Consider the following 18,835-nt stretch of genomic DNA (forward strand, 5'->3'; position numbering starts at 1 on the left):
CATGCTCCGGTAGAAATGAGGTCGCGCAGGTGGAGAGTGTTTTTGTGGCAAGGGAGCTTTTTGTGGGAGCGAGCCTGCTCGCGAAAGCGGAGGATCAGTCAACTTCAATGCTGGATGTGATACCGCCATCGCGAGCAAGCTCGGTCCCACAGAAAAGCCCTTCACCAGTGTGTGGTGAAGGGCATGGACTCACTGCAAATGAGTCTTGAGCTCCAGCGCAGCCTGGCGCACCGCCGACTTGACTTCAGGAATCCGGCTCAGCGGATTGAGCAGGCCGAAGTCGTGGATCATGCCGTTGTAGCGTACCGAAGTCACCGGCACACCCGCCGCATCGAGGTGGCGGGCATAACCTTCGCCTTCGTCGCGCAGCACGTCGAACTCGGCGGTCTGCACCAGGGCGGCCGGCAGGCCTTTGAGCTGCTCGGTGCTGGCGTTGAGCGGCGAGGCATGAATCTGCGCACGTTCGCCGGCGTCGGTGGTGTAGTTGTCCCAGAACCACTTCATCATGTTTTGCGTCAGGAAGTGGCCTTCGGCAAATTGCTGGTACGACGCGCTATCGAACCGGGCGTTGGTCACCGGCCACATCAGCAGTTGAAAACGCAGGGCCGGGGTTTTTTGTTCCTTGGCCATCAAGGCCACGACCGCCGCCATGTTGCCGCCGACGCTGTTGCCGGCCACGGCCAGGCGCTTGCCGTCGACGCCGATCTCATGGCCGTGTTCGGCCACCCAGCGGGTTGCGGCGTAGGCCTGGTTGATCGCGGTCGGGTAATGCGCTTCCGGCGACGGCGTGTAGTCGACGTACACCGCGACCGCGCCGGAACCTACCACCAGGTCACGAATCAGGCGCTGGTGAGTCGGGAAATCCCCCAGCACCCAACCGCCACCGTGGAAGAACATGAACACCGGCAGTTCACCTTTGACCTTGGCCGGGCGCACCACTTTGAGGTTGATCGCCTGACCGTCAATCTTGATTGCCTTGTCGCTGACTTCCACGCCGGACAGGTCAACCTTCACCGACGCCTGGGCACCGGTCAGCACCCCACGGGCGTCTTTCGGGCTCAGTTGTTCTAGCGGTTTGCCACCGCCGGCGGCGAGGGCTTCGAGGAAGGCCTGGGTGTTGTGTTCGACACCCGGGCTGCCAGCAGCAAAAGCGTTGCCGACGGAAAGGGCGAGGAGGGATGCAGTCAGGGTTTTCTGGACGAGGTTCATGGGTAAATCCTTTTTAACCGATGGCGTTGAGCGTCTTGGGATGAGGTCGCTGCCAGCTCTGTGGTTCAGGCTTGAGCAACACCGTGAACACAGATTAATAGGATGCCTGGAAGGGAAAAAGCGGCTATAAAGTGTTTGACTGTCAACCGGGAAGTGACAATGAACCCCTTCGAAGATATGCGTATTTTTTGCCAGGTCATGGACTCCGGCAGCTTCACGGCGGCCGCCGATCAACTGGGGCTGTCCAAGCAGTTTGTCAGCCGCCGCTTGATGCAACTCGAAGAGCGTCTGGGCGTGCGCTTGCTCAATCGCTCGACCCGGCGCCTGGACGTCACGCCGCTGGGGCAGAGCTATTACGAGTCAGCCTTGCGCCTGCTCAGCGAAGTCGAGCAGGTGGAGCAGGGCATTGCCGGCCAGACCACCGAACCACGGGGGACCATTCGCGTGAGTGCGCCGCTGTCGTTCGCACTGGCGCATCTGGGCTGCCTGTTGCCGGTGTTTTTGCAGCGCTATCGCGACGTGACGGTGGAGATGGATTTGAGTGATCGTCCCGTGGATTTGCTCGGTGAGGGCTACGACCTGGCGCTGCGCATCGGCACACTGGAAGACTCGACACTGATCGCCCGCCGCATTGCCTCCATTGAACGGGTGTACTGCGCAAGCCCCGCGTACCTGACCGAGCGCGGCACACCGCTCAAGCCTGAAGACTTGCACGGTCACGACTGCCTGCCGTACGGCCATGGTCGCCAGGTGCAATGGCGGTTTGCGGGGCAGGGCAAGCCGCTGACTGCCAACGTCACCGGGCGGATGCGGGTCAACAACGGCGAGGTGCTCAAGGATGCGGCGATCGCCGGGTTGGGGATTACGTATTTGCCGACGTTCATTGTCGGCTCGGCACTCAAGGATGGACGGCTGGTGGAGGTGCTGGAGGATTTGCGGCCGGAGCCGTTGACGTTATCGGCGGTCTATCCGCAACACCGGCAGAGTTCGCGGCCGGTGCAGGCGCTGGTTGAGTTCTTGCGCGAGGAACTGGATCAGTCTGAGGGTGGGTTGTAGAGCGGTGGATTGTCTGACTTACATTGACCACTGTGGGAGCAAGCTTGCTCGCGATGACATTCGGTCATGCAATATTTCTGTTGCCTGACACTCCGCCATCGCGAGCAAGCTTGCTCCCACAGGGTTTTGTGTTGTGTGGGAGTCAGTGTAAATCAGCTCCTTTTGTCATCACCGGGCTCGGCATGAACGCCACGGTCATCGCCGGGCTCGCCATTGGCATGGACGCCACGGTCATCGCCGGGCTCGCCATTGGCATGGACGCCACGATCATCGCCGGGCTCGCCATTGGCATGAACGCCACGGTCATCGCCAGGCTCACCATTGGCATGGACGCCATGGTCATCCCCGGGTTCATCATGGGTGCCGCTGCGTCCTGAGGACGAGGTCGATCCGGAGTGGCTCGAACCGCTGTTGGCACTGCCATGGCCACTGTTGCTGCCATGGTCGCCACTGTGGCCGCTGCCGCTGTTGCCACCACTGCCGCTTCCACCGTGACTACCGCCACCACCACCACCACCGCTGCCGCCTCCACTGCCGCCGCCACCACCGCTACCACCGCCGCCGCCGCCACTGCCGCCGCCACCACCACTTCCACCACCACCGCCGCCACTACCCCCATCCTTGGCCTGAGCACTGGAAACTCCGGACAGGCTGTCCGGAATCAACACGGTAGACGCCGACAGAACCGCGCCAATAGCTACTGCCAGTAAAAGCTTATTGATAAGCATGTCGTTCTCCGTCTTTTTATTCAGATTGGAACGTTGATGAATATTGCAATGTGCTGCTTTTTTCCCCGCAGGAACTTGATGAACAGTTCAGCGAACCGATTTATTCGGCTGGAACGTTGAAAAAGCGACGTATAGCAGGCCCTGTTTCAGAGGGTCAGTGAATGCTCGAGGCCAACTCGAAAATCGGGATGTACATCAGGATCACGATCACCCCGATCAACAGGCCGATGAAGGTCATGAGCAAGGGTTCGAACAGCCGTACGAACCATTCGATCCAGCGGCTGATTTCTTCGTCGTAGAAGTCGGCGCTGCGCTCCATCATCTGCCCGAGGTTGCCGGACTGTTCGCCGGCGCGCAGCAGGCGCAGGGACACTGGGGTCACCAGGTGATTGAGTTCCAGCGCGGCAGAGAGTGATTGCCCCTCGCGCACCCGGTCGCAGGCCTGGTCCAGGCGCGTGCGGGAGGCGACGCTGAGCAGGCCACGGACCATGCCCATGGCGGTGACCAGGGGGATGCCGCCTTGCAGCAGAATCCCCAGCGAACGGTAGAAGCGCGCCAGCTCATACATGAAGATGCGCTGGTGCACCGCGGGGAGTTTTTCGATCAGACGGTCCAGCCCCCGACGAAAGGCCGGTTGGCGCTGGAGCAGGGTGAGGGCGACGATGATGGCCAGCAAGCCACCGAAGAATTCACCCTGGTGAGTGTGCAGGAACATGCCGCTGCTCATCAGGATCTGCGACATCCATGGCAGGTTCGACCCCAGCCCTTCAAACACCAGGCTGAAGCGCGGTACGACATATCCCATCAAAAACAAAACCACGCCACCGCCCACCACCAGCAACAGCAAGGGGTAGATCGAAGCGCTGATGATCTTCTGGCGAACCTCGTCCATGCGCTGGCGATAGCTCACATAGCGGCCCAGGGCATCGCCCACGGCGCCAGTCTTCTCGCTGGACTGCACGAGCGCTACATACAGCGGCGGGAAAACCGCCGCCAGCTGGCTCAGGGCCTGGGAAAACGATTTGCCCTCGTACAGCAGGCGGACCAGTTCGTTCAAGGTTTTGCGGGCCTGTGGCGCGTTTTCCTTTTCCGCCAGGCTTTCCAGTGCATCGATCAACGGCAGGCCGGCATTGAGCAGGGTGGTCAGTTCCTGGCTGAACAACACCAGGTTGAACGTCTCGCGCCTGTGCAGGCGCAACGCGCGCCAATGTCGCTCGGCGTGCAGGCTGACCACCCGCAGGCCCTGGTCCTCGGCGATGCGCCTGGCTTCGCTGTGCCCCGGTGCCTCGACGGTCATTGAGACCACACCGGCTTTGCCGACGGCCTTGAGATGAAAGCGCATGGTCGCCATTCCCGTCAGTTCCAGTTGGTGACTTCGGCGTTCTCGCCTTCGCCACCGGGCTGCCCGTCCTTGCCCATGGACAACAGGTCGTACTCGCTGTTTTCACCGGGATAGCGATAGCTGTAGTTGCGGCCCCAGGGGTCTTGCGGGAGCTTTTTCTGCAGGTACGGGCCGGTCCAGCGCGGTTCGTCGGCGGGGGCGGTGACCAGTGCCTGCAAACCCTGTTCGGTCGATGGGTAATGGCCGACCTCCAGGCGGTAAAGGTCCAGGGCTTTGCTCAAGCCTTCTATTTGCGCCTTGGCCACTTTCACTTCGGAACGGCCAAGTTGGGCGAAATACTTCGGCGCCACGAGGCCGGCCAACAACCCCAGTACCACCAGCACCACCAACAGTTCGAGCAAGGTGAACCCGCTTTGGGTTCGCCTGGCATAACGCAGTCGCTGATTCATGATGACCTCACACAGTCGGCAGCAGAGTAGCCAGATAACTCCATGCAATTGCCATGCTCACGATTGCTGATCCTGGCGACTCCCCCGTACTACGGGCCTTTTCGCTTACGGCACAGTGCTTGCGTATGGCTGGTGCACGACTGGCCATTGGGGCAATACCCCCAATTTTCGGGGCCGGAAGGGGAGGTATAACAATGAAAACACTCACCACCGGATTGCTGGGTCTTCTTGTGCTGGCAGGCGCCGCACAGGCCGATGTTTTTGTTTCCGTGGACGCCAATGGCAGCTACGTTCTGTCCAATGTCCACCGCCCCGGACGCCACTATGAACGGGTGATTCGTGAGCCCGATGCGGCGGTGGTCAGCCTCGATCAGCAACCGCAGATGATCGCCGCGCAACCCTATGCCGAGCTGGTGGCGGCGGCGGCCACGGCCAACGAACTGCCGGCGGCGCTGATTCACGCAGTGATCAAGACCGAATCGCGCTACAACGCCCGCGCCACCTCACCCAAGGGCGCTCGCGGGCTGATGCAGTTGATGCCCGCCACCGCCCGCGAAATGGGTGTGACCAATGTTTACGACCCCAAGGCCAACATCCAGGGCGGCGCCCGCTATCTCAAGCGCCTGATGACGATGTTCGACAACGATATCCGCCTCGCCGTGGCGGCCTATAACGCCGGCCCGCAAGCGGTGCTCAGCCGGGGCAACGTGGTCCCGCCGTTCGCCGAAACCCAGCGTTATGTGCCCAGCGTGCTGAACCAGTATCGGCGTTTGCAGGGGCTGCCCGCGGATTCGCCGCTGTGATCGAAAGCCCGGGGAATTTTCCCCAATAGTGGGGAATGGTGGCCCCGGCGAAAAAGTGGGGGGACTGGGTGGGGAATATCCCCCCGATTCATCCAGTCGTGACTATAACAAGCTGATTAATAACGTATTTTATTGTGGCATGCGGATTGCTCCGGTCGATTTGTCGAGAAGTGGCGATACACCACCAAGAGGAAACTGACATGGACCGATTCGCGCATCGCGGCCTGCTGACGTTCTGCCTGTTGGTCTTCGGTATCGACCAGGCGCTGGCTCACTCGATGGACGAGCACACCGGGCACGACATGACGACCAACACCGCCAGCCCGGAGACTGCCCGGATCAGGTTTGCCGATGTGGCCCTGCTGGACCAGAACGGCAAGGTCGTCAGCCTGGAAAAAGACCTGGTGGGCAACAAGATCGTGGTCATGGGTTTCATCTACACCAACTGCACCACGGTCTGCCCGGTGGTGTCCTCGATCATGGGCCGGGTGCAAAAACAGTTGGGCGCGCGGGTCGGCACCGAGGTGCAACTGGTGTCGATCAGCATCGACCCGCAGCGTGATGATCCCCAACGCCTGAACGACTACGCCCGCACCTTCCAGAAAGGCCCGGGCTGGAGCTGGCTGACCGGTTCGCCACAGTCGGTCGATGCCACCCTCAAGGGACTGGGCGCCTACAGCGGTGGCTTCGAGAACCACTCGCCGCTGATTCTGGTGGGGGACGGCAACAACCGTATCTGGACCCGCTACTACGGCCTCACCGACCCGACGGAGCTGGCCCGGGCCGTCGAGAGGCTCAGGGGTGAACGCAACGCCCACGCCAAGCACACCGCCATCGCCATGGAGCATCAGCCATGAGCGCCATCGATGGGTTCCACCGGAACGGCAGCACCTTTATCTCCCTTACCAGTGATCCGCTGCGCAACCCTGCGGCGGTACTCAAGGCTTGCACCTTGAAACAGGGCATCAATGGGCCCCACTGGTTTTTTCTTACCGACGACAAGGTGCAAATGGACCTTGTATGGGGTTGGCAATGCCCGTGGCCGGCCGCTGAGCCACGGCCATGAATACTGCCCTGGTCCTTGGCCTGCTGCTCTTCGGCGGCATCGTGCTCACCGCCCAGGCACTGCCGCTGAGCCTCAGCGAAAGTGCCGGTAAACGGCTGTACCACGAAGGCGTGTCGGCCAGCGGCGAACCGGTCATGGTCCGGGTCGGCGCAGCGGGCATGCTGCCGGCCACCCGCCTGCCGTGCGCCGGTTGTCATGGCGAAGATGGCCTCGGACGCGTGGAAGGCGAGGTGCGACCGCCGGACCTGCGCTGGTCGCGACTGGCCAGCAGCCATGGCCAGCAGCACGTCAACGGCCGCAGTTATCCGGCCTACAGCGAAAGCACCCTGGCGCGGGCGGTACAGGAGGGGCGCGATCCGGGCAACAATCGGCTCGATTCGACGATGCCACGGTTCGTGTTGTCGATGACGGATCAACGCAACCTCACGGCGTACCTCAAGCACCTGGCCGAAGACCGCGTTCCGGGACTGGCTCCCGACAGTCTGCACCTGGGCACGTTGTTGCCGGGTTCCGGGCCATTGGGCGAGGAGGGCGTCACGGTGGCGGCGGTGCTCAACGGCTGCGTGGCGCGCATCAACGAGGCGGGCGGAATTCATGGCCGGCAGTTGCGCCTGACCATCCTTGACCCCGGCGTCGACCGCGCCAGTGCCGAAAAGGCGCTGGACCGGTTGATCGATGAAGAGCAGGTGTTTGCCCTGATCGCACCGCTGGCACCGGCATTGGACGTGAACTTCGCCGTGCGTCTGGAACAGGCCGGCATTCCCCTGATCGGGCCGCTGTCCCTGCAGGGCACGCCCCACGCCAGCCCGCAGATATTCGAGCCGTTGCCGGGCCTTCGAGAGCAATTGATCGCCCTGGCCGACTACGCCAGTGCCAGCCTGCGGGTGCTTCAGGGGCCGACGCTGATCGCCTACCCGGACGAACCCGGGCAACGGCTGGCCGCGCAGGAACTCGGCAAGTACTTGCAGGGGCACGCCTGGCAAAAGGTGCGCTTGCAAGCCTATGACCCGGCGGGGGATGACTTTCCCTTGGGGTCGCGCTCGGTGTTCTACCTGGGCAGCAGCAGCGGCTTCAGTCGACTGGCCGAGCGCTTGCAAACGGCGGGACAGGTGCCTTACCTGTTCGCCGCCTCGAACCAGGTGGCGGGCAATCTGATGCAGGTTCCCAGCGGATTTTCCCGGCGGGTGTTCCTGGCCTTTCCGTTCGTGCCCAGCGACTGGACCCTGGCCGGGCGTCTGGCCTTGACCCAGTTGCGCGAACATCAGGGTCTCGGCGGTCAGCACGCGGTGCTGCAAGTGGGGGCGTTCAGTTCGATGATGCTGCTCAGCGAAGGCATGAAGCAGGCCGGGCGCGATGCCAGTCGCGAGAAACTGGTCAGGGCCCTGGAGGGCCTGCATGACTTCGATACCGGGCTGACGCCGCTGATGAGCTTTGGTCCGGGCCGGCGCCTGGGCTTGAGCGGTGCCCATATCGTCACGGTGGATCTGCCGGACCAGCGTTTCTATCTGGTTGCACCCTATAAACCCATTGCCGCAAAACCCTGACCGGAGGCCGATCATGAAACTCGATACCGTCCGGTACCGACGCTTCCACTGTCGAAACCGCAGGGGTACGCTTAATCGCCATGAGGGCGTCGGCGCCATTGCGCTCGCGCAATCGAATCGAACGGATTGACGATCAATAGGGGGTTTCCCCAACAGTGGGGGGAAAAATCCAGTGCCAATCCGGTCGCTTTCCCCGTTTTTGGGGGATGGAATTGCGGTACGAAAAGGCATTGTTTTTTAAATTCAAGGACATGAAGACCTAAATTTACTGGCACCCAGCCTGGCATGAAGTGTGCGTAAGTCCTGTCAGGGCGCGTACTCCGTCAGGTTCAATACCCGGACCTGCGGTTTCAAGGAGTCCACCTTGTTAAACAAAGTACTGGTTGTTGATGACGAACAGTTGCTGGCGCAGAACCTCCAGGATTACCTGCAGGCGCAAGCACTGGAAGTCCGGATTGCCCACGACGGTGCGCAGGGAATCGCTGAAGCTGGCGATTTCGCGCCCGATGTGATGGTGTTCGATTACCGTTTGCCCGATATGGAAGGCTTTCAGCTGCTCGATGTCGTCCGCCAGAACAGGAAGTGTCATTTCGTGCTGATCACAGGGCATCCAACCGCAGAGGTTTGCGAGCGGGCCCGGCAACTGGGCGTCAGCCATATCCTGTTCAAGCCGTTTCCTTTGGCGGAATTGGCCCGTGCAGTGCTTGATCTTCTAGGGGTAAAGCGCGAACCCAAAGCGGGGGTGAGCACTTCTGAAGGCTTTGTCGAACGACGCCAGAGCAGGACCGAGAGTTTCCCGCTGCAGTTGTACGACGGTAGCTGGGTGCTGGCAGATCGCCGAAAAAGTACATCGGCCTCCATGGCGCCAGACGACGAACAATTGCTCACCGGGGAGTAGTGGCGCGACAAGACGTTCCGGCCCCCGCCGAAATGGCTCGCCGCGTCGACAGGGCCCAAAGCCCCGGGCGTTGGAGAGCAAGCCATGGACCGTCTATCCCTTGCCGTAGAACCGGCGCAACCGGAATGTGCACCGACTCGTTTCAGCAGTGAACAACTGGCCCAGGCCCGAGCCCTGGCCACCCGTTCCGGCGAGCGGATGCTGGACGCCCTGGGGGGACTGTGCGATCTGGCTCCCATGCCTTTCATTCAAAGCCTCGGCGTAACCCTGCACTACCCGGTGCTCGACACCGACAGCCTGTTCAATGCCACCCCGGTGTTCGACCGGGTGACCCTGGCCCAATGCCTCAAGCGCGAATTCATCCTGCTGCGTCATAACGATGCGGTCATCGGTGTGTTCGCCGACCCCTTCGACAGTGCGCGCCTGGCCTGGATCGATGAATGCCTGCAAGGCGCGCCGCTGTACCTGGTGCATGCCGATGACCTGAAGGCCTACCTGGCGCGTCACGAAGAAAGTTTCCATGCGGTGGAGTCGCTCAACGCCCAGAGCGACGCCGGCGCCGAAATCGATAATCTGCAAAGCCTGTCCCTGACCAGCATCAGCGAAGACTCCAGCGTCGTGGTCAAACTGGTCAACTCGACCCTGTACGATGCGCTGAAAATGCACGCCAGCGACATCCACCTCGGCACCACCGGCAGCGGCCTGGTGATCAAATACCGGATCGACGGTGTGCTCAACAACATCAGCAAGATCCAGGGCAGCGAGTTCGCCGAGCAGGTGATTTCCCGGGTCAAGGTCATGGCCGAACTGGACATCGGCGAAAAACGCGTGCCCCAGGATGGCCGCTTCAAGATCGGCATCAGCGGCCGGCAGATCGACTTCCGGGTGTCGATCATGCCGAGTATTTTCGGGGAAGACGCGGTGCTGCGGGTGCTCGACAAACAGGACCTGGCGGACAAGGTCTGCGGCGTGCAGTTGCAGGCCCTGGGCTTTGAAGAAGAAACCCTGCGCCAGTTGCGCCGGCTGGCCGCCGAACCCTACGGCATGGTGCTGGTGACCGGGCCGACCGGTAGCGGCAAGACCACCACCCTGTACGCGATGATCACCGAGATCAACCATGGCGTGGACAAGATCATCACCATTGAAGACCCGGTGGAGTACCAGTTGCCGGGCGTGTTGCAAATCCCCGTCAACGAGAAGAAAGGCCTGACCTTCGCCCGGGGCCTGCGTTCGATCCTGCGCCATGACCCGGACAAGATCATGGTCGGTGAAATCCGCGACCCGGACACCGCACAGATCGCCGTGCAATCGGCGCTCACCGGCCACCTGGTGTTCACCACCATCCACGCCAACAACGTGTTCGACGTGATCGGCCGTTTCACCCAGATGGAAATCGATCCCTACAGCCTGGTCTCGGCACTCAATGCCGTGCTGGCCCAGCGTTTGATCCGACTGGTCTGTACCAGTTGCAGCAGCCCTTACAGCCCGACGCAAGAAGAGCTGGAGGTCTCGGGGCTGGATCGGCAAAAGGTCGCTCACTACCAGTTCGTCCACGGCAAGGGTTGCGGGCATTGCCGGGGCACCGGTTATCGCGGGCGTAGTGCGATTGCCGAACTGCTGCACCTGGACGACGAATTGCGGCAAATGATCGTCGAGCGCCAACCCATTTCGAAAATCAAGGCGCACGCCTGCAAACGTGGCTTGCGCCTGTTGCGCGAGTCGGCGCTGGAAATGGTGGAACAAGGCCGGACGACGCTCGAGGAGATCAATCGTGTCACTTTTATCTCGTGAGCAATTTGTCGCCGTGCTCGGCGCCAGCGGTGTTGGCCTGGGGCAACGGCAAGGCGCTGCAACCCAATGGCTGGGCAGTGTCGGCTACATCGACGAAGGCTTCCAGGCCTGGGCGGTGGCCCTCGATACCCTCGACCATTTGCTGGCCGATCACAGCGTTGCCAGGGCGGAACTGACCGTAGTGATTTCCGGGCACTTCAGCCGCTATTGCCTGGTGCCCTGGAGTGAGCAGATCAGCAGCCCGGCCGAATTGCAGGGCTTCGCCCAACTGTGTTTCGAAGACCTCTACGGTGCCTCGACGCAGCCCTGGAGTCTGGTGCTCTCGGCCGAACCCGCCGGTTACGACCGCATCGCCACCGCGCTGCCACAGGACTTGCTCGAACGCCTGCGCGCCTTGGTCAGCGCTCGCGGTTTGCGCCTGCGTTCGGTGCAGCCGTACCTGATGACGGCGTTCAACCATTTCGATAAAAGCTTTGAGGCCGGGGACTTCCTGTTCGTGGTCGCCGAACCGGTACGCAGCGTGTTGCTGCTGGCCCGGGAAGGGCGCTGGACTTCGGTGCGCTCGGTGGGCAGCAGCGACAGCGATGCCGCGCTGACCGCGCTGATCGGTCGTGAACACCAGTTGCAGGCGTCCACCAGCGAACGGCCGTTGAATGTCTACCTGCATGCACCGGCGCGCATCGATTCGCCACCCGACGTGCCTGGTGTGCAGCTGCGCACCCTCGAAGAAGACCGGACAGCCGTACGCGATTGCCTGTACCTCATGTCTCGGGCGGTGGCCTGACATGCGCCCCCTGATGCTCGACTTTCAGCCGCGACGCCGTGCAGGCCCTCTGGGCTGGAGCCTGCTGGCCGCTGGCGTGGTGCTGACACTGACCTGCCTGCTGGTGCAACAGCACTTGAGCAACGAGGCCGAACAACAGCAAGGCCACCTGCAGACTACTCAGCGGGTGCTCACCGGCGATACCGGCAGCAAGCTCAGCCTGACCCCGGCGCAAATCCGCGAGCAGGCGCAGAACCTGGCGGAAATGCGCAAGGTCTCCCAACAGTTGCGCCGCCCTTGGGAGCGCCTGTTCGCCACCCTCGAAGCCATGCCGCGAGACAACATTGCCCTGCTGACCCTGACCCCGGACGCCCGCAAGGGCCAGCTGCGGATCAGCGCCGAAGCGCTGGACCTGGAAGCCATGCTCGATTTCCACCGCCGCCTCGAAGCCAGCGACGAGCTGTCCGACGTATCACTGCTGAGCCACGAAATTGTCGCCAACGTGCCGGAACACCCGGTGCAGTTCAGCCTGTCGGCTACGTGGGAGATCGGCGATGCAAATCCATAAATTGATCGTCCACGAATACCTGCAAGGCCTGGGCGTTCCGGGTCTGGCAGGGATGACCATGCTGGTGCTGGCGCTGAGCTATGGCCTGGTGGGGTTGCTGCCGGACTGGGAGTCGCTGCAAAACCTCAGCCAGCAGACCCGCGAAGCCACCGAGTACCTGGCCAGGGTCGAAGACGGCACAGTGGCCGCGCCGGTGGTGCCCCAGCGCCAGCTCGACGATTTCCGCAGTAAGTTGCCGTCCCAGCCCCAGGCGACCGTGGCCATCGACAAGATCTACGCCATGGCCGCCCAGGAACACATCACCTTGTCCCGGGGTGAATATTCCCTGGGCGTGGACCCCAAGACCCACCTGGCCCGTTATCAGATTCTGCTGCCGGTACGTGGCAGCTATCCGCAACTGCGGCGATTCCTGCACGCCTTGCTCGGCCAGTTGCCGGCGGTGGTACTCGAGGATGTGGAGCTTTCGCGCAAGAATATCGCCGAAACTGACCTGACCGGGCGGATTCGCATGACCCTTTACCTGTCGAGGTCATGATGAATACCAAGCGAGTGGTGGGTTGGGTGGCGTTCTTCGGTGTAGCGGCAGCGTTCGCCTGGCTCCCCGCATTCTTCGATCAGACCGATGACAGCGACCCCGCGGTGGCCACCGTGGCGATGCCAGCCAAGGTCAAGACCCCTGGCGCATCGACGGCTGCATCGAGCACCGCTGCGCTGGCGCCGATCAAGGACCTGAGCCCGGCAGGCGACCTGTTCGCCGCCCGCAGCTGGAAAGCGGAGCCGGCCCCCGGCACCGTCACTGAACAACCGGTAGTCGTTACGCCGGTGGTGCAAGTCCCCACTGCGCCACCGTTGCCCTTCCAGTTTGTCGGCAGGCTGCATGATCGATCCGATCTGCAGGTGTTCCTGCAGAGCGGCGAAAAAATATACGTCGTGCGCAAAGGGGATGTCATCGACGAAACCTGGCGGATCGAGCGGATTTCCGATAAGGAACTGAGCCTGGTCTACCTGCCTTTGCGTTTGGCGCAGACCTTGTCTGTGGGGAGTACGGAATGAACAAATCCCGTTTGCTGATGAGCCTTTTTCTGTGCGCAGGGCTGGCCGCATGCAGTTCGGCGCAGGTCGCCAGAGATGAAGCTTCGGCCCTGATCGAATCGGGCCAGTACGAAGCCGGTCTGGCGCGCATCGAAGAGGGATTGCGAGAAAACCCTCGCGATACCGAATTGCACATGGCTCTCAACAGCGGACGGGCCCTCGCCGTGACGTCGTTGCTCTCCCAGGCCGACATGGACCGGGCCCAACGTAATTTCGCCGGGGCCCGCATGACTTACAGCCGGGTCTTGAACATCGAACCGAACAACCGTCGTGCCCAGGATTCCCTGCGCCAGCTGGACTACCTGCGCAGCATGGATGAGAAACTCGAACTGGCCCGTAGCGACCTGCGTCGCGGTGACATCTACGGTGCCGACCGCCAGGTCAAACAGATTCTCGAACTGGACCCGAAGAACGACGGCGCCCTGGAACTGCAAGACAGTATTCGCCTGGTGCAGAGCCGCAACGTGGTGCAGTACCCGCAACTGCGTACGCGCCTTGACCGGCCGGTGACCCTGGAGTTTCGCGATGCCAACCTCAAGACCATTTTCGAGGTGCTGTCCCAGGTCGCCGGCCTGAACTTCATCTTCGACAAGGACCTGCGCCCGGACATGAAAGCCACGATCTTCGTACGTGACGTGCGTATCGAAGACGCCGTGGAACTGTTGCTGCAACAGAACCAGCTGCATCAGAAAGTGGTGAATGAAAACACTGTGCTGATCTACCCGGACTCGCCGCAGAAGATCAAGGATTACCAGGAGCTGGTGATGCGCACCTTCTACCTGACCAGCATCGATGCCAACACGGCGCTGAACATGATCAAGACCATGCTCAAGACCCGTGACGTGTTCGTCGATGAACGTCTCAACACCCTGACCATGCGCGATACCGGTGACGCGGTGCGCATGGCGGAAAAACTGCTGCAATCGCAGGATCAGTCCAATCCGGAAGTGGTGCTGGAAGTGGAAGTGATGGAAGTCGCCCGCCAACGCATCCTCGACCTTGGCCTGCAATGGCCCAACACCTTCGGCGTGGTCAATAGCGACGGGTCGGCGGTGACGCTTCTCGATCAGCTCAAGGGCATCAACTCCGGCCGCATCACGATCTCGCCATCGCCCCAGGCCAAGATCAATGCCCAGGACAAGGACATCAATACCCTGGCCAGCCCCGTGATTCGGGTCAGCAACCGCGAACAGGCGCGCATCCACATCGGTCAGCGCGTGCCGATCATCAGCGCCACCTCGGTGCCTTCGACCCAGGGCCCGGTGATCACCGAAAGCGTGACCTACCTCGACGTCGGTCTGAAGCTCGAAGTGCAGCCCATCGTGCACCTGAACAACGAAGTGGCGATCAAGATCGCGCTGGAAGTCAGTAACGCCACGCCGCTGACGCCGACCGCTCAGGGCACCATTCCGGTCCAGGTCGATACCCGCAACGCCCAGACCACCTTGCGTCTGCATGACGGCGAAACCCAGATTCTCGCAGGGCTCGTGCGCGACGACCACGGCGCTACCGGCAACAAGATTCCCGGCCTTGGCGACATTCCCGGCCTGGGTCGCCTGTTCGGCAGCAACAGGGACGACGTCATCAAATCCGAACTGGTGCTGTCGATCACCCCTCGGATCGTGCGCAACCTGCCGTACCAGAGCCCGTCGGACATGGAATTCCAGACCGGTACCGAAACCAGCATGCACATCCAGGCACCGGACCGTTCGATGAACACGGCGGTTCAGACCAACCCCATGAACGCCCCGATCGCCACCACCGTTACCGTTGGGAAGCCTTGATCATGAACGTCTCGCAACGCGGTTTTACCCTGGTCGAAGTCGTGGTGACGCTCGCCCTGGTCGGCCTGCTGGCCGGCATGGCCGCACCGCTGACCGAGACCGTGGTGCGCCGGGGCAAAGAGCAGGACCTGCGGACTGCGCTGTACCAGATCCGCGATGCCATCGACGCTTACAAACAGGCCTTCGACGCGGGCTACATCGAGAAGTCGCTCGACAGCAGCGGCTACCCGCCGAACCTGCAAGTGCTGGTGGAGGGGGTGCGTGACGTGCGCAGCCCCAAGGGCGCCAAGTTCTACTTCCTGCGACGCATCCCCCATGACCCGCTGGCAACCGTCAAGCGTGACGACGAAGGCGGCTGGGGCCTGCGTTCCTATGACAGTTCGGCTGAGAACCCGCGCGAGGGCCAGGACGTCTTTGACGTTTACTCCAAGGCCCGGGGCAAGGGTCTCAACGGTATCGCCTACCGAGAGTGGTGAGCCTATGCGTCGGCAAAAGGGTTTTACCCTGATTGAACTGATGGTGGTCATGGCGATCATCGCGACCCTGATGACAATCGCCTTGCCACGCTACTTCAGCAGCCTGGAGTCTTCCAGGGAGACCACCTTGCACCAGAGCCTGTCGTCCATGCGCGAGGCACTGGATCACTATTACGGGGACACCGGGCGTTATCCCGATTCCATCGAACAACTGGTCGAACTGCGCTACTTGCGTAGCCAGCCGCTGGACCCGATTTCCGAGCGCAAGGATACCTGGATCATAGTCGCGCCACCGGATGGCGTGGCGGGCGGGGTGGCCGATATCAAGAGTGGGGCCGGCGGGAGGGCGCGTGATGGCAGCCTGTATTCCGAGTGGTAAACCTTCCAGCCAGGACGGCTTTACCTACCTGGGTGTGCTGTTTCTGATCGTCGTGATAGGCATGGGTCTGGCCAGTGCCGGCGAGTTGTGGGCCACCGCTTCGCGCCGCGATCGCGAAAACCAGTTGCTCTGGGTCGGTACGCAATATGCCCAGGCGTTGCGCAGCTATTACCACAGTTCGCCCGGTATGGCCCAGTACCCGAAAGAACTCAAGGACCTGTTGCAGGACGAGCGTTTCCCGACGGCCAGGCACCATCTGCGGCAGTTGTACCCGGAGCCGATGACGGGGGGCGAGTGGGAGCTGATGCGCGATTTCGATGGGCGGATCAGCGGTGTGTACTGCCCGTCCGAGCAGAAGCCGCTCAAGCAAGATAACTTTCCCAGCCAGTGGGCGGACTTCAAGGGCATGGCCAGCTATAAGGACTGGCAGTTCGTGGCCGAGAAAGTCTCCCTCGAAGATACCGGCGGGCCGCCGAAAGACCCGTCCACCGCGCCCCAGGCATTGCAGCCTTGAACCTTGGGAGTGAGTTTGCTTTCGAAGGCGGCCTGCCAGTCGACCGAAATCTTGCAGATGCACTCGATACCTGTGGGAGCGAGCTTGCTCGCGATGACGGCCTGTCAGCCGACCAATCTCTTGCAGGCATACCCGGATCAACTGTAGGAGCGAGCCTGCTCGCGATAGCGGCCTGCCAGCCGACCGAAATCTTGCAGATGCACTCGATACCTGTGCGGGCTTGCTCGCGATGACGGCCTGTCAGCCGACCAATCTCTTGCAGGCATACCCGGATCAACTGTAGGAGCGAGCCTGCTCGCGATAGCGGCCTGCCAGCCGACCGAAATCTTGCAGATGCACTCGATACCTGTGAGAGCGGGCTTGCCCGCGATGGTGGCCTTCCGGTCGATAAGATACATCACAGACGAACGCACCCAGCAAACAGGCCGGCCGGTAGGCCGCCTCGGACGCTGTTGCGGTGTACGCTCCCTCGTGAGGCCGAGCGCAGGTTCTGCGCAGTGGGCAACCCGGCATGGATGCCGGGTTAGCCGCCGCCGGCCATGGATGGCCGATGGCGGCGGGCCCACGGAGCAGGACCGGAGCGAGGGCATGCCGAGCCACGGCGAGGCACCGAATGTCAGGGGCAAGAGCCCTTGGTTACTTGGGGCTTTTCCAAGTGACCCGCTGTAAGAGCGGAACCAAAAGTGGCCGTGACCGCAGCAATGGATATGTACATCCACAAAATACTCGTCACCTGACACAAAGCCATCGTCGGAAGACCGCCCGGACCAAGCAAGCTCCCACAGGGATCTTCAGTGGCCACAAGTCCCGAGTAAAACCGGGAACCCAATGTGTGGGCGCTTGCTCACGATAGCCATGGCTCAGTCTTACGCCACCACCCGATAACACGGCACATACGCCGCGCCACCGGGCAGTTTCATGCGGTGCTGGGCGACGAAGGCTTTGAGCAGCAGGTCCAGCGGTTGCATGATCGCCGCGTCGCCACGGATCTGGTACGGCCCGTGTTCTTCGATCAGGCGGATGCCCTTGTCCTTGACGTTGCCGGCGACGATGCCGGAGAACGCGCGGCGCAGGTTGGCCGCCAGTTCGTGGGCGGGCAGGTCGAGGCTCAGCTTCAGGTTGGCCATGTTTTCGTGGGTCGGGTCGAACGGGCGCTGGAAGCCTTCATCGATTTTCAGCAGCCAGTTGAAGTGAAACGCATCGTTGCGCTCGCGGCGGAACTGTTTGACCGCTTTGAGGCCCTGGGTCATCTGCCGTGCCACTTCGGCCGGGTCATCGATGATGATCTGGTAGTGCTGCCTGGCGGCGTCGCCCAGGGTTGCACCGACGAATGCGTCCAGTTGTTCCAGGTACGGCGCGGCATGTTTCGGCCCGGTGAGGATGACCGGCAAGGGCAGGCCTTTATTGCCCGGGTGCATCAGGATGCCCAGCAGGTACAGGAACTCTTCGGCCGTACCGGCGCCGCCCGGGAAGATGATGATGCCGTGGCCGACGCGGACGAAGGCTTCCAGGCGTTTTTCGATGTCCGGCAGGATCACCAGTTCATTGACGATCGGGTTCGGCGCTTCGGCGGCGATGATCCCGGGTTCGGTCAGGCCCAGGTAGCGACCGCCGTGGATGCGTTGCTTGGCGTGGGCGATGGTCGCGCCTTTCATCGGGCCTTTCATCACGCCGGGGCCGCAACCGGTGCAGATGTCCAGGCTGCGCAGGCCCAGTTCGTGGCCGACTTTCTTGGTGTATTTGTATTCTTCGGTGTTGATCGAGTGTCCGCCCCAGCACACCACGATCTTCGGCTCGACGCCGGGGCGCAGGGTGCGGGCATTGCGCAGCAGGTGGAAGACGTAATCGCTGATGCCCTGGGAGCTGCTCAAATCGATGCGTTGGCTGTCGAGTTCGTTTTCGGTGTAGACGATGTCGCGCAGGGCGCTGAACAGCATTTCCCGGGTGCTGGCGATCATTTCGCCGTCGACGAAGGCGTCGGCCGGGGCGTTCAGCAGTTCCAGGCGCACGCCTCGGTCCTGCTGGTGAATGCGGATTTCAAAATCCTTGTAGGCTTCAAGGATGGTCTTGGCGTTGTCGACATGGGCGCCGGTGTTGAGGATGGCCAGGGCGCATTGGCGGAAGATGTTGTAGGTGCTGCCGGAACCGGCTTCGCTCAATTGCTGGACTTCCCGTTGCGAGAGCGTTTCCAGGCTGCCTTTGGGACTGACGGAGGCGTCGATAACTTGGCGTTGGGTCATTCAATGATCCTTAAAACGATGTCATTCACACAGCAACTACGAATGGCATCCGAATAATGTGTATTCATGAAAGAAGATGGCACGAACTGCGCGGTCTTGCCATGTCCCCGGCTTGACGATGAAAAGATGAAAT

20 protein-coding genes are annotated in these 18,835 nt (G+C 61.8%); 15 read left to right on the plus strand and 5 right to left on the minus strand.

Annotated features, from left to right (window positions below; genetic code table 11):
• Positions 1-189: 189 nt before the first annotated feature.
• Positions 190-1,209, minus strand: coding sequence for an alpha/beta hydrolase (locus BSF44_RS06825; protein WP_095942852.1), 1,020 nt, complete (start codon positions 1,207-1,209; stop codon positions 190-192).
• A 159-nt stretch (positions 1,210-1,368) separates the two neighbouring features.
• Between BSF44_RS06825 and BSF44_RS06830 the strand changes: the two genes are divergently transcribed.
• Positions 1,369-2,265, plus strand: coding sequence for a LysR family transcriptional regulator (locus tag BSF44_RS06830; protein WP_095942853.1), 897 nt, complete (start codon positions 1,369-1,371; stop codon positions 2,263-2,265).
• Between the two features lie 152 nt (positions 2,266-2,417).
• On the opposite strand, the gene BSF44_RS30630 is transcribed toward BSF44_RS06830, so the two are convergent.
• The 3 genes from BSF44_RS30630 to gspG all read right to left on the minus strand — a co-directional run bounded on the left by BSF44_RS30630 (position 2,418) and on the right by gspG (position 4,784).
• The gene (locus BSF44_RS30630) at positions 2,418-2,993 is read right to left on the minus strand and encodes a hypothetical protein (protein WP_095942854.1); all 576 of its coding nucleotides are present in this window, start codon (positions 2,991-2,993) and stop codon (positions 2,418-2,420) included.
• A 154-nt stretch (positions 2,994-3,147) separates the two neighbouring features.
• The gene (locus tag BSF44_RS06840) at positions 3,148-4,335 is read right to left on the minus strand and encodes a type II secretion system F family protein (RefSeq protein ID WP_095942945.1); all 1,188 of its coding nucleotides are present in this window, start codon (positions 4,333-4,335) and stop codon (positions 3,148-3,150) included.
• A 14-nt stretch (positions 4,336-4,349) separates the two neighbouring features.
• Complete coding sequence (gspG, locus tag BSF44_RS06845; protein ID WP_095942855.1) at positions 4,350-4,784, minus strand: type II secretion system major pseudopilin GspG; 435 nt, start codon at positions 4,782-4,784, stop codon at positions 4,350-4,352.
• A 194-nt stretch (positions 4,785-4,978) separates the two neighbouring features.
• Between gspG and BSF44_RS06850 the strand changes: the two genes are divergently transcribed.
• The 14 genes from BSF44_RS06850 (at position 4,979) to BSF44_RS06915 (ending at position 16,462) form a co-directional block, all read left to right on the plus strand.
• Entirely contained in the window at positions 4,979-5,587 is a 609-nt protein-coding gene (locus tag BSF44_RS06850) for a lytic transglycosylase domain-containing protein (RefSeq protein WP_095942856.1), read from the plus strand.
• A 200-nt stretch (positions 5,588-5,787) separates the two neighbouring features.
• Complete coding sequence (locus BSF44_RS06855; protein ID WP_095942857.1) at positions 5,788-6,444, plus strand: SCO family protein; 657 nt, start codon at positions 5,788-5,790, stop codon at positions 6,442-6,444.
• Positions 6,441-6,653 carry a hypothetical protein gene (locus tag BSF44_RS06860; RefSeq protein WP_224790055.1) on the plus strand — a complete coding sequence of 71 codons (213 nt, stop codon included), beginning with the start codon at positions 6,441-6,443 and terminating at the stop codon, positions 6,651-6,653. Before BSF44_RS06855 ends, BSF44_RS06860 begins: the two co-directional genes overlap by 4 nt.
• The gene (locus tag BSF44_RS06865) at positions 6,650-8,197 is read left to right on the plus strand and encodes an ABC transporter substrate-binding protein (protein ID WP_095942858.1); all 1,548 of its coding nucleotides are present in this window, start codon (positions 6,650-6,652) and stop codon (positions 8,195-8,197) included. The genes BSF44_RS06860 and BSF44_RS06865 overlap by 4 nt, the downstream gene beginning before the upstream one ends.
• Before the next feature lie 364 nt (positions 8,198-8,561).
• Positions 8,562-9,095, plus strand: coding sequence for a response regulator (locus BSF44_RS06870; protein WP_095942859.1), 534 nt, complete (start codon positions 8,562-8,564; stop codon positions 9,093-9,095).
• A gap of 84 nt (positions 9,096-9,179) precedes the next feature.
• A complete protein-coding gene (locus tag BSF44_RS06875; protein ID WP_095942860.1) occupies positions 9,180-10,886 on the plus strand; it encodes a GspE/PulE family protein in 1,707 nt (568 codons plus the stop codon).
• The gene (locus BSF44_RS06880; protein ID WP_095942861.1) at positions 10,867-11,670 is read left to right on the plus strand and encodes a hypothetical protein; all 804 of its coding nucleotides are present in this window, start codon (positions 10,867-10,869) and stop codon (positions 11,668-11,670) included. Before BSF44_RS06875 ends, BSF44_RS06880 begins: the two co-directional genes overlap by 20 nt.
• A 1-nt stretch (position 11,671) precedes the next feature.
• Positions 11,672-12,217 carry a PilN domain-containing protein gene (locus BSF44_RS06885; RefSeq protein ID WP_095942862.1) on the plus strand — a complete coding sequence of 182 codons (546 nt, stop codon included), beginning with the start codon at positions 11,672-11,674 and terminating at the stop codon, positions 12,215-12,217.
• Complete coding sequence (locus tag BSF44_RS06890; RefSeq protein ID WP_095942863.1) at positions 12,204-12,752, plus strand: pilus assembly protein PilO; 549 nt, start codon at positions 12,204-12,206, stop codon at positions 12,750-12,752. Before BSF44_RS06885 ends, BSF44_RS06890 begins: the two co-directional genes overlap by 14 nt.
• Complete coding sequence (locus BSF44_RS06895) at positions 12,752-13,270, plus strand: hypothetical protein (RefSeq protein ID WP_095942864.1); 519 nt, start codon at positions 12,752-12,754, stop codon at positions 13,268-13,270. Before BSF44_RS06890 ends, BSF44_RS06895 begins: the two co-directional genes overlap by 1 nt.
• Complete coding sequence (locus BSF44_RS06900) at positions 13,267-15,093, plus strand: secretin N-terminal domain-containing protein (protein ID WP_095942865.1); 1,827 nt, start codon at positions 13,267-13,269, stop codon at positions 15,091-15,093. The genes BSF44_RS06895 and BSF44_RS06900 overlap by 4 nt, the downstream gene beginning before the upstream one ends.
• Positions 15,094-15,095: 2 nt before the next feature.
• Positions 15,096-15,569 (plus strand): type II secretion system protein, encoded by a 474-nt coding sequence (locus BSF44_RS06905; protein WP_095942866.1) that lies wholly within the window; start codon positions 15,096-15,098, stop codon positions 15,567-15,569.
• Positions 15,570-15,573: 4 nt separating this feature from the next.
• Complete coding sequence (locus tag BSF44_RS06910; RefSeq protein ID WP_095942867.1) at positions 15,574-15,948, plus strand: type II secretion system protein; 375 nt, start codon at positions 15,574-15,576, stop codon at positions 15,946-15,948.
• Entirely contained in the window at positions 15,923-16,462 is a 540-nt protein-coding gene (locus BSF44_RS06915) for a type II secretion system protein (RefSeq protein WP_095942868.1), read from the plus strand. Before BSF44_RS06910 ends, BSF44_RS06915 begins: the two co-directional genes overlap by 26 nt.
• Positions 16,463-17,328: 866 nt before the next feature.
• Here the strand turns inward: BSF44_RS06915 and ppnN are convergent.
• Positions 17,329-18,702, minus strand: a complete 1,374-nt coding sequence (gene ppnN / locus BSF44_RS06920) for a nucleotide 5'-monophosphate nucleosidase PpnN (RefSeq protein ID WP_095942869.1) — start codon at positions 18,700-18,702, stop codon at positions 17,329-17,331.
• Positions 18,703-18,835 lie beyond the last annotated feature (133 nt).

Source organism: Pseudomonas sp. ACN8 (assembly GCF_002303925.1).
GTDB lineage: Bacteria > Pseudomonadota > Gammaproteobacteria > Pseudomonadales > Pseudomonadaceae > Aquipseudomonas.

Bases quoted from the DNA above. Each gene is read 5' to 3' on its own strand.
- BSF44_RS06840 (WP_095942945.1), bottom strand. From the start codon at position 4,335: ATGCGCTTTCATCTCAAGGCCGTCGGCAAAGCCGGTGTGGTCTCAATG.
- BSF44_RS06830 (WP_095942853.1), top strand. From the start codon at position 1,369: ATGAACCCCTTCGAAGATATGCGTATTTTTTGCCAGGTCATGGACTCC.
- BSF44_RS06855 (WP_095942857.1), top strand. From the start codon at position 5,788: ATGGACCGATTCGCGCATCGCGGCCTGCTGACGTTCTGCCTGTTGGTC.
- BSF44_RS06885 (WP_095942862.1), top strand. From the start codon at position 11,672: ATGCGCCCCCTGATGCTCGACTTTCAGCCGCGACGCCGTGCAGGCCCT.
- BSF44_RS06865 (WP_095942858.1), top strand. From the start codon at position 6,650: ATGAATACTGCCCTGGTCCTTGGCCTGCTGCTCTTCGGCGGCATCGTG.
- BSF44_RS06875 (WP_095942860.1), top strand. From the start codon at position 9,180: ATGGACCGTCTATCCCTTGCCGTAGAACCGGCGCAACCGGAATGTGCA.
- gspG (WP_095942855.1), bottom strand. From the start codon at position 4,784: ATGAATCAGCGACTGCGTTATGCCAGGCGAACCCAAAGCGGGTTCACC.
- BSF44_RS06825 (WP_095942852.1), bottom strand. From the start codon at position 1,209: ATGAACCTCGTCCAGAAAACCCTGACTGCATCCCTCCTCGCCCTTTCC.
- BSF44_RS06860 (WP_224790055.1), top strand. From the start codon at position 6,441: ATGAGCGCCATCGATGGGTTCCACCGGAACGGCAGCACCTTTATCTCC.
- BSF44_RS30630 (WP_095942854.1), bottom strand. From the start codon at position 2,993: ATGCTTATCAATAAGCTTTTACTGGCAGTAGCTATTGGCGCGGTTCTG.
- BSF44_RS06910 (WP_095942867.1), top strand. From the start codon at position 15,574: ATGCGTCGGCAAAAGGGTTTTACCCTGATTGAACTGATGGTGGTCATG.
- BSF44_RS06905 (WP_095942866.1), top strand. From the start codon at position 15,096: ATGAACGTCTCGCAACGCGGTTTTACCCTGGTCGAAGTCGTGGTGACG.
- BSF44_RS06850 (WP_095942856.1), top strand. From the start codon at position 4,979: ATGAAAACACTCACCACCGGATTGCTGGGTCTTCTTGTGCTGGCAGGC.
- BSF44_RS06915 (WP_095942868.1), top strand. From the start codon at position 15,923: ATGGCAGCCTGTATTCCGAGTGGTAAACCTTCCAGCCAGGACGGCTTT.
- BSF44_RS06895 (WP_095942864.1), top strand. From the start codon at position 12,752: ATGAATACCAAGCGAGTGGTGGGTTGGGTGGCGTTCTTCGGTGTAGCG.
- BSF44_RS06900 (WP_095942865.1), top strand. From the start codon at position 13,267: ATGAACAAATCCCGTTTGCTGATGAGCCTTTTTCTGTGCGCAGGGCTG.
- BSF44_RS06890 (WP_095942863.1), top strand. From the start codon at position 12,204: ATGCAAATCCATAAATTGATCGTCCACGAATACCTGCAAGGCCTGGGC.
- ppnN (WP_095942869.1), bottom strand. From the start codon at position 18,702: ATGACCCAACGCCAAGTTATCGACGCCTCCGTCAGTCCCAAAGGCAGC.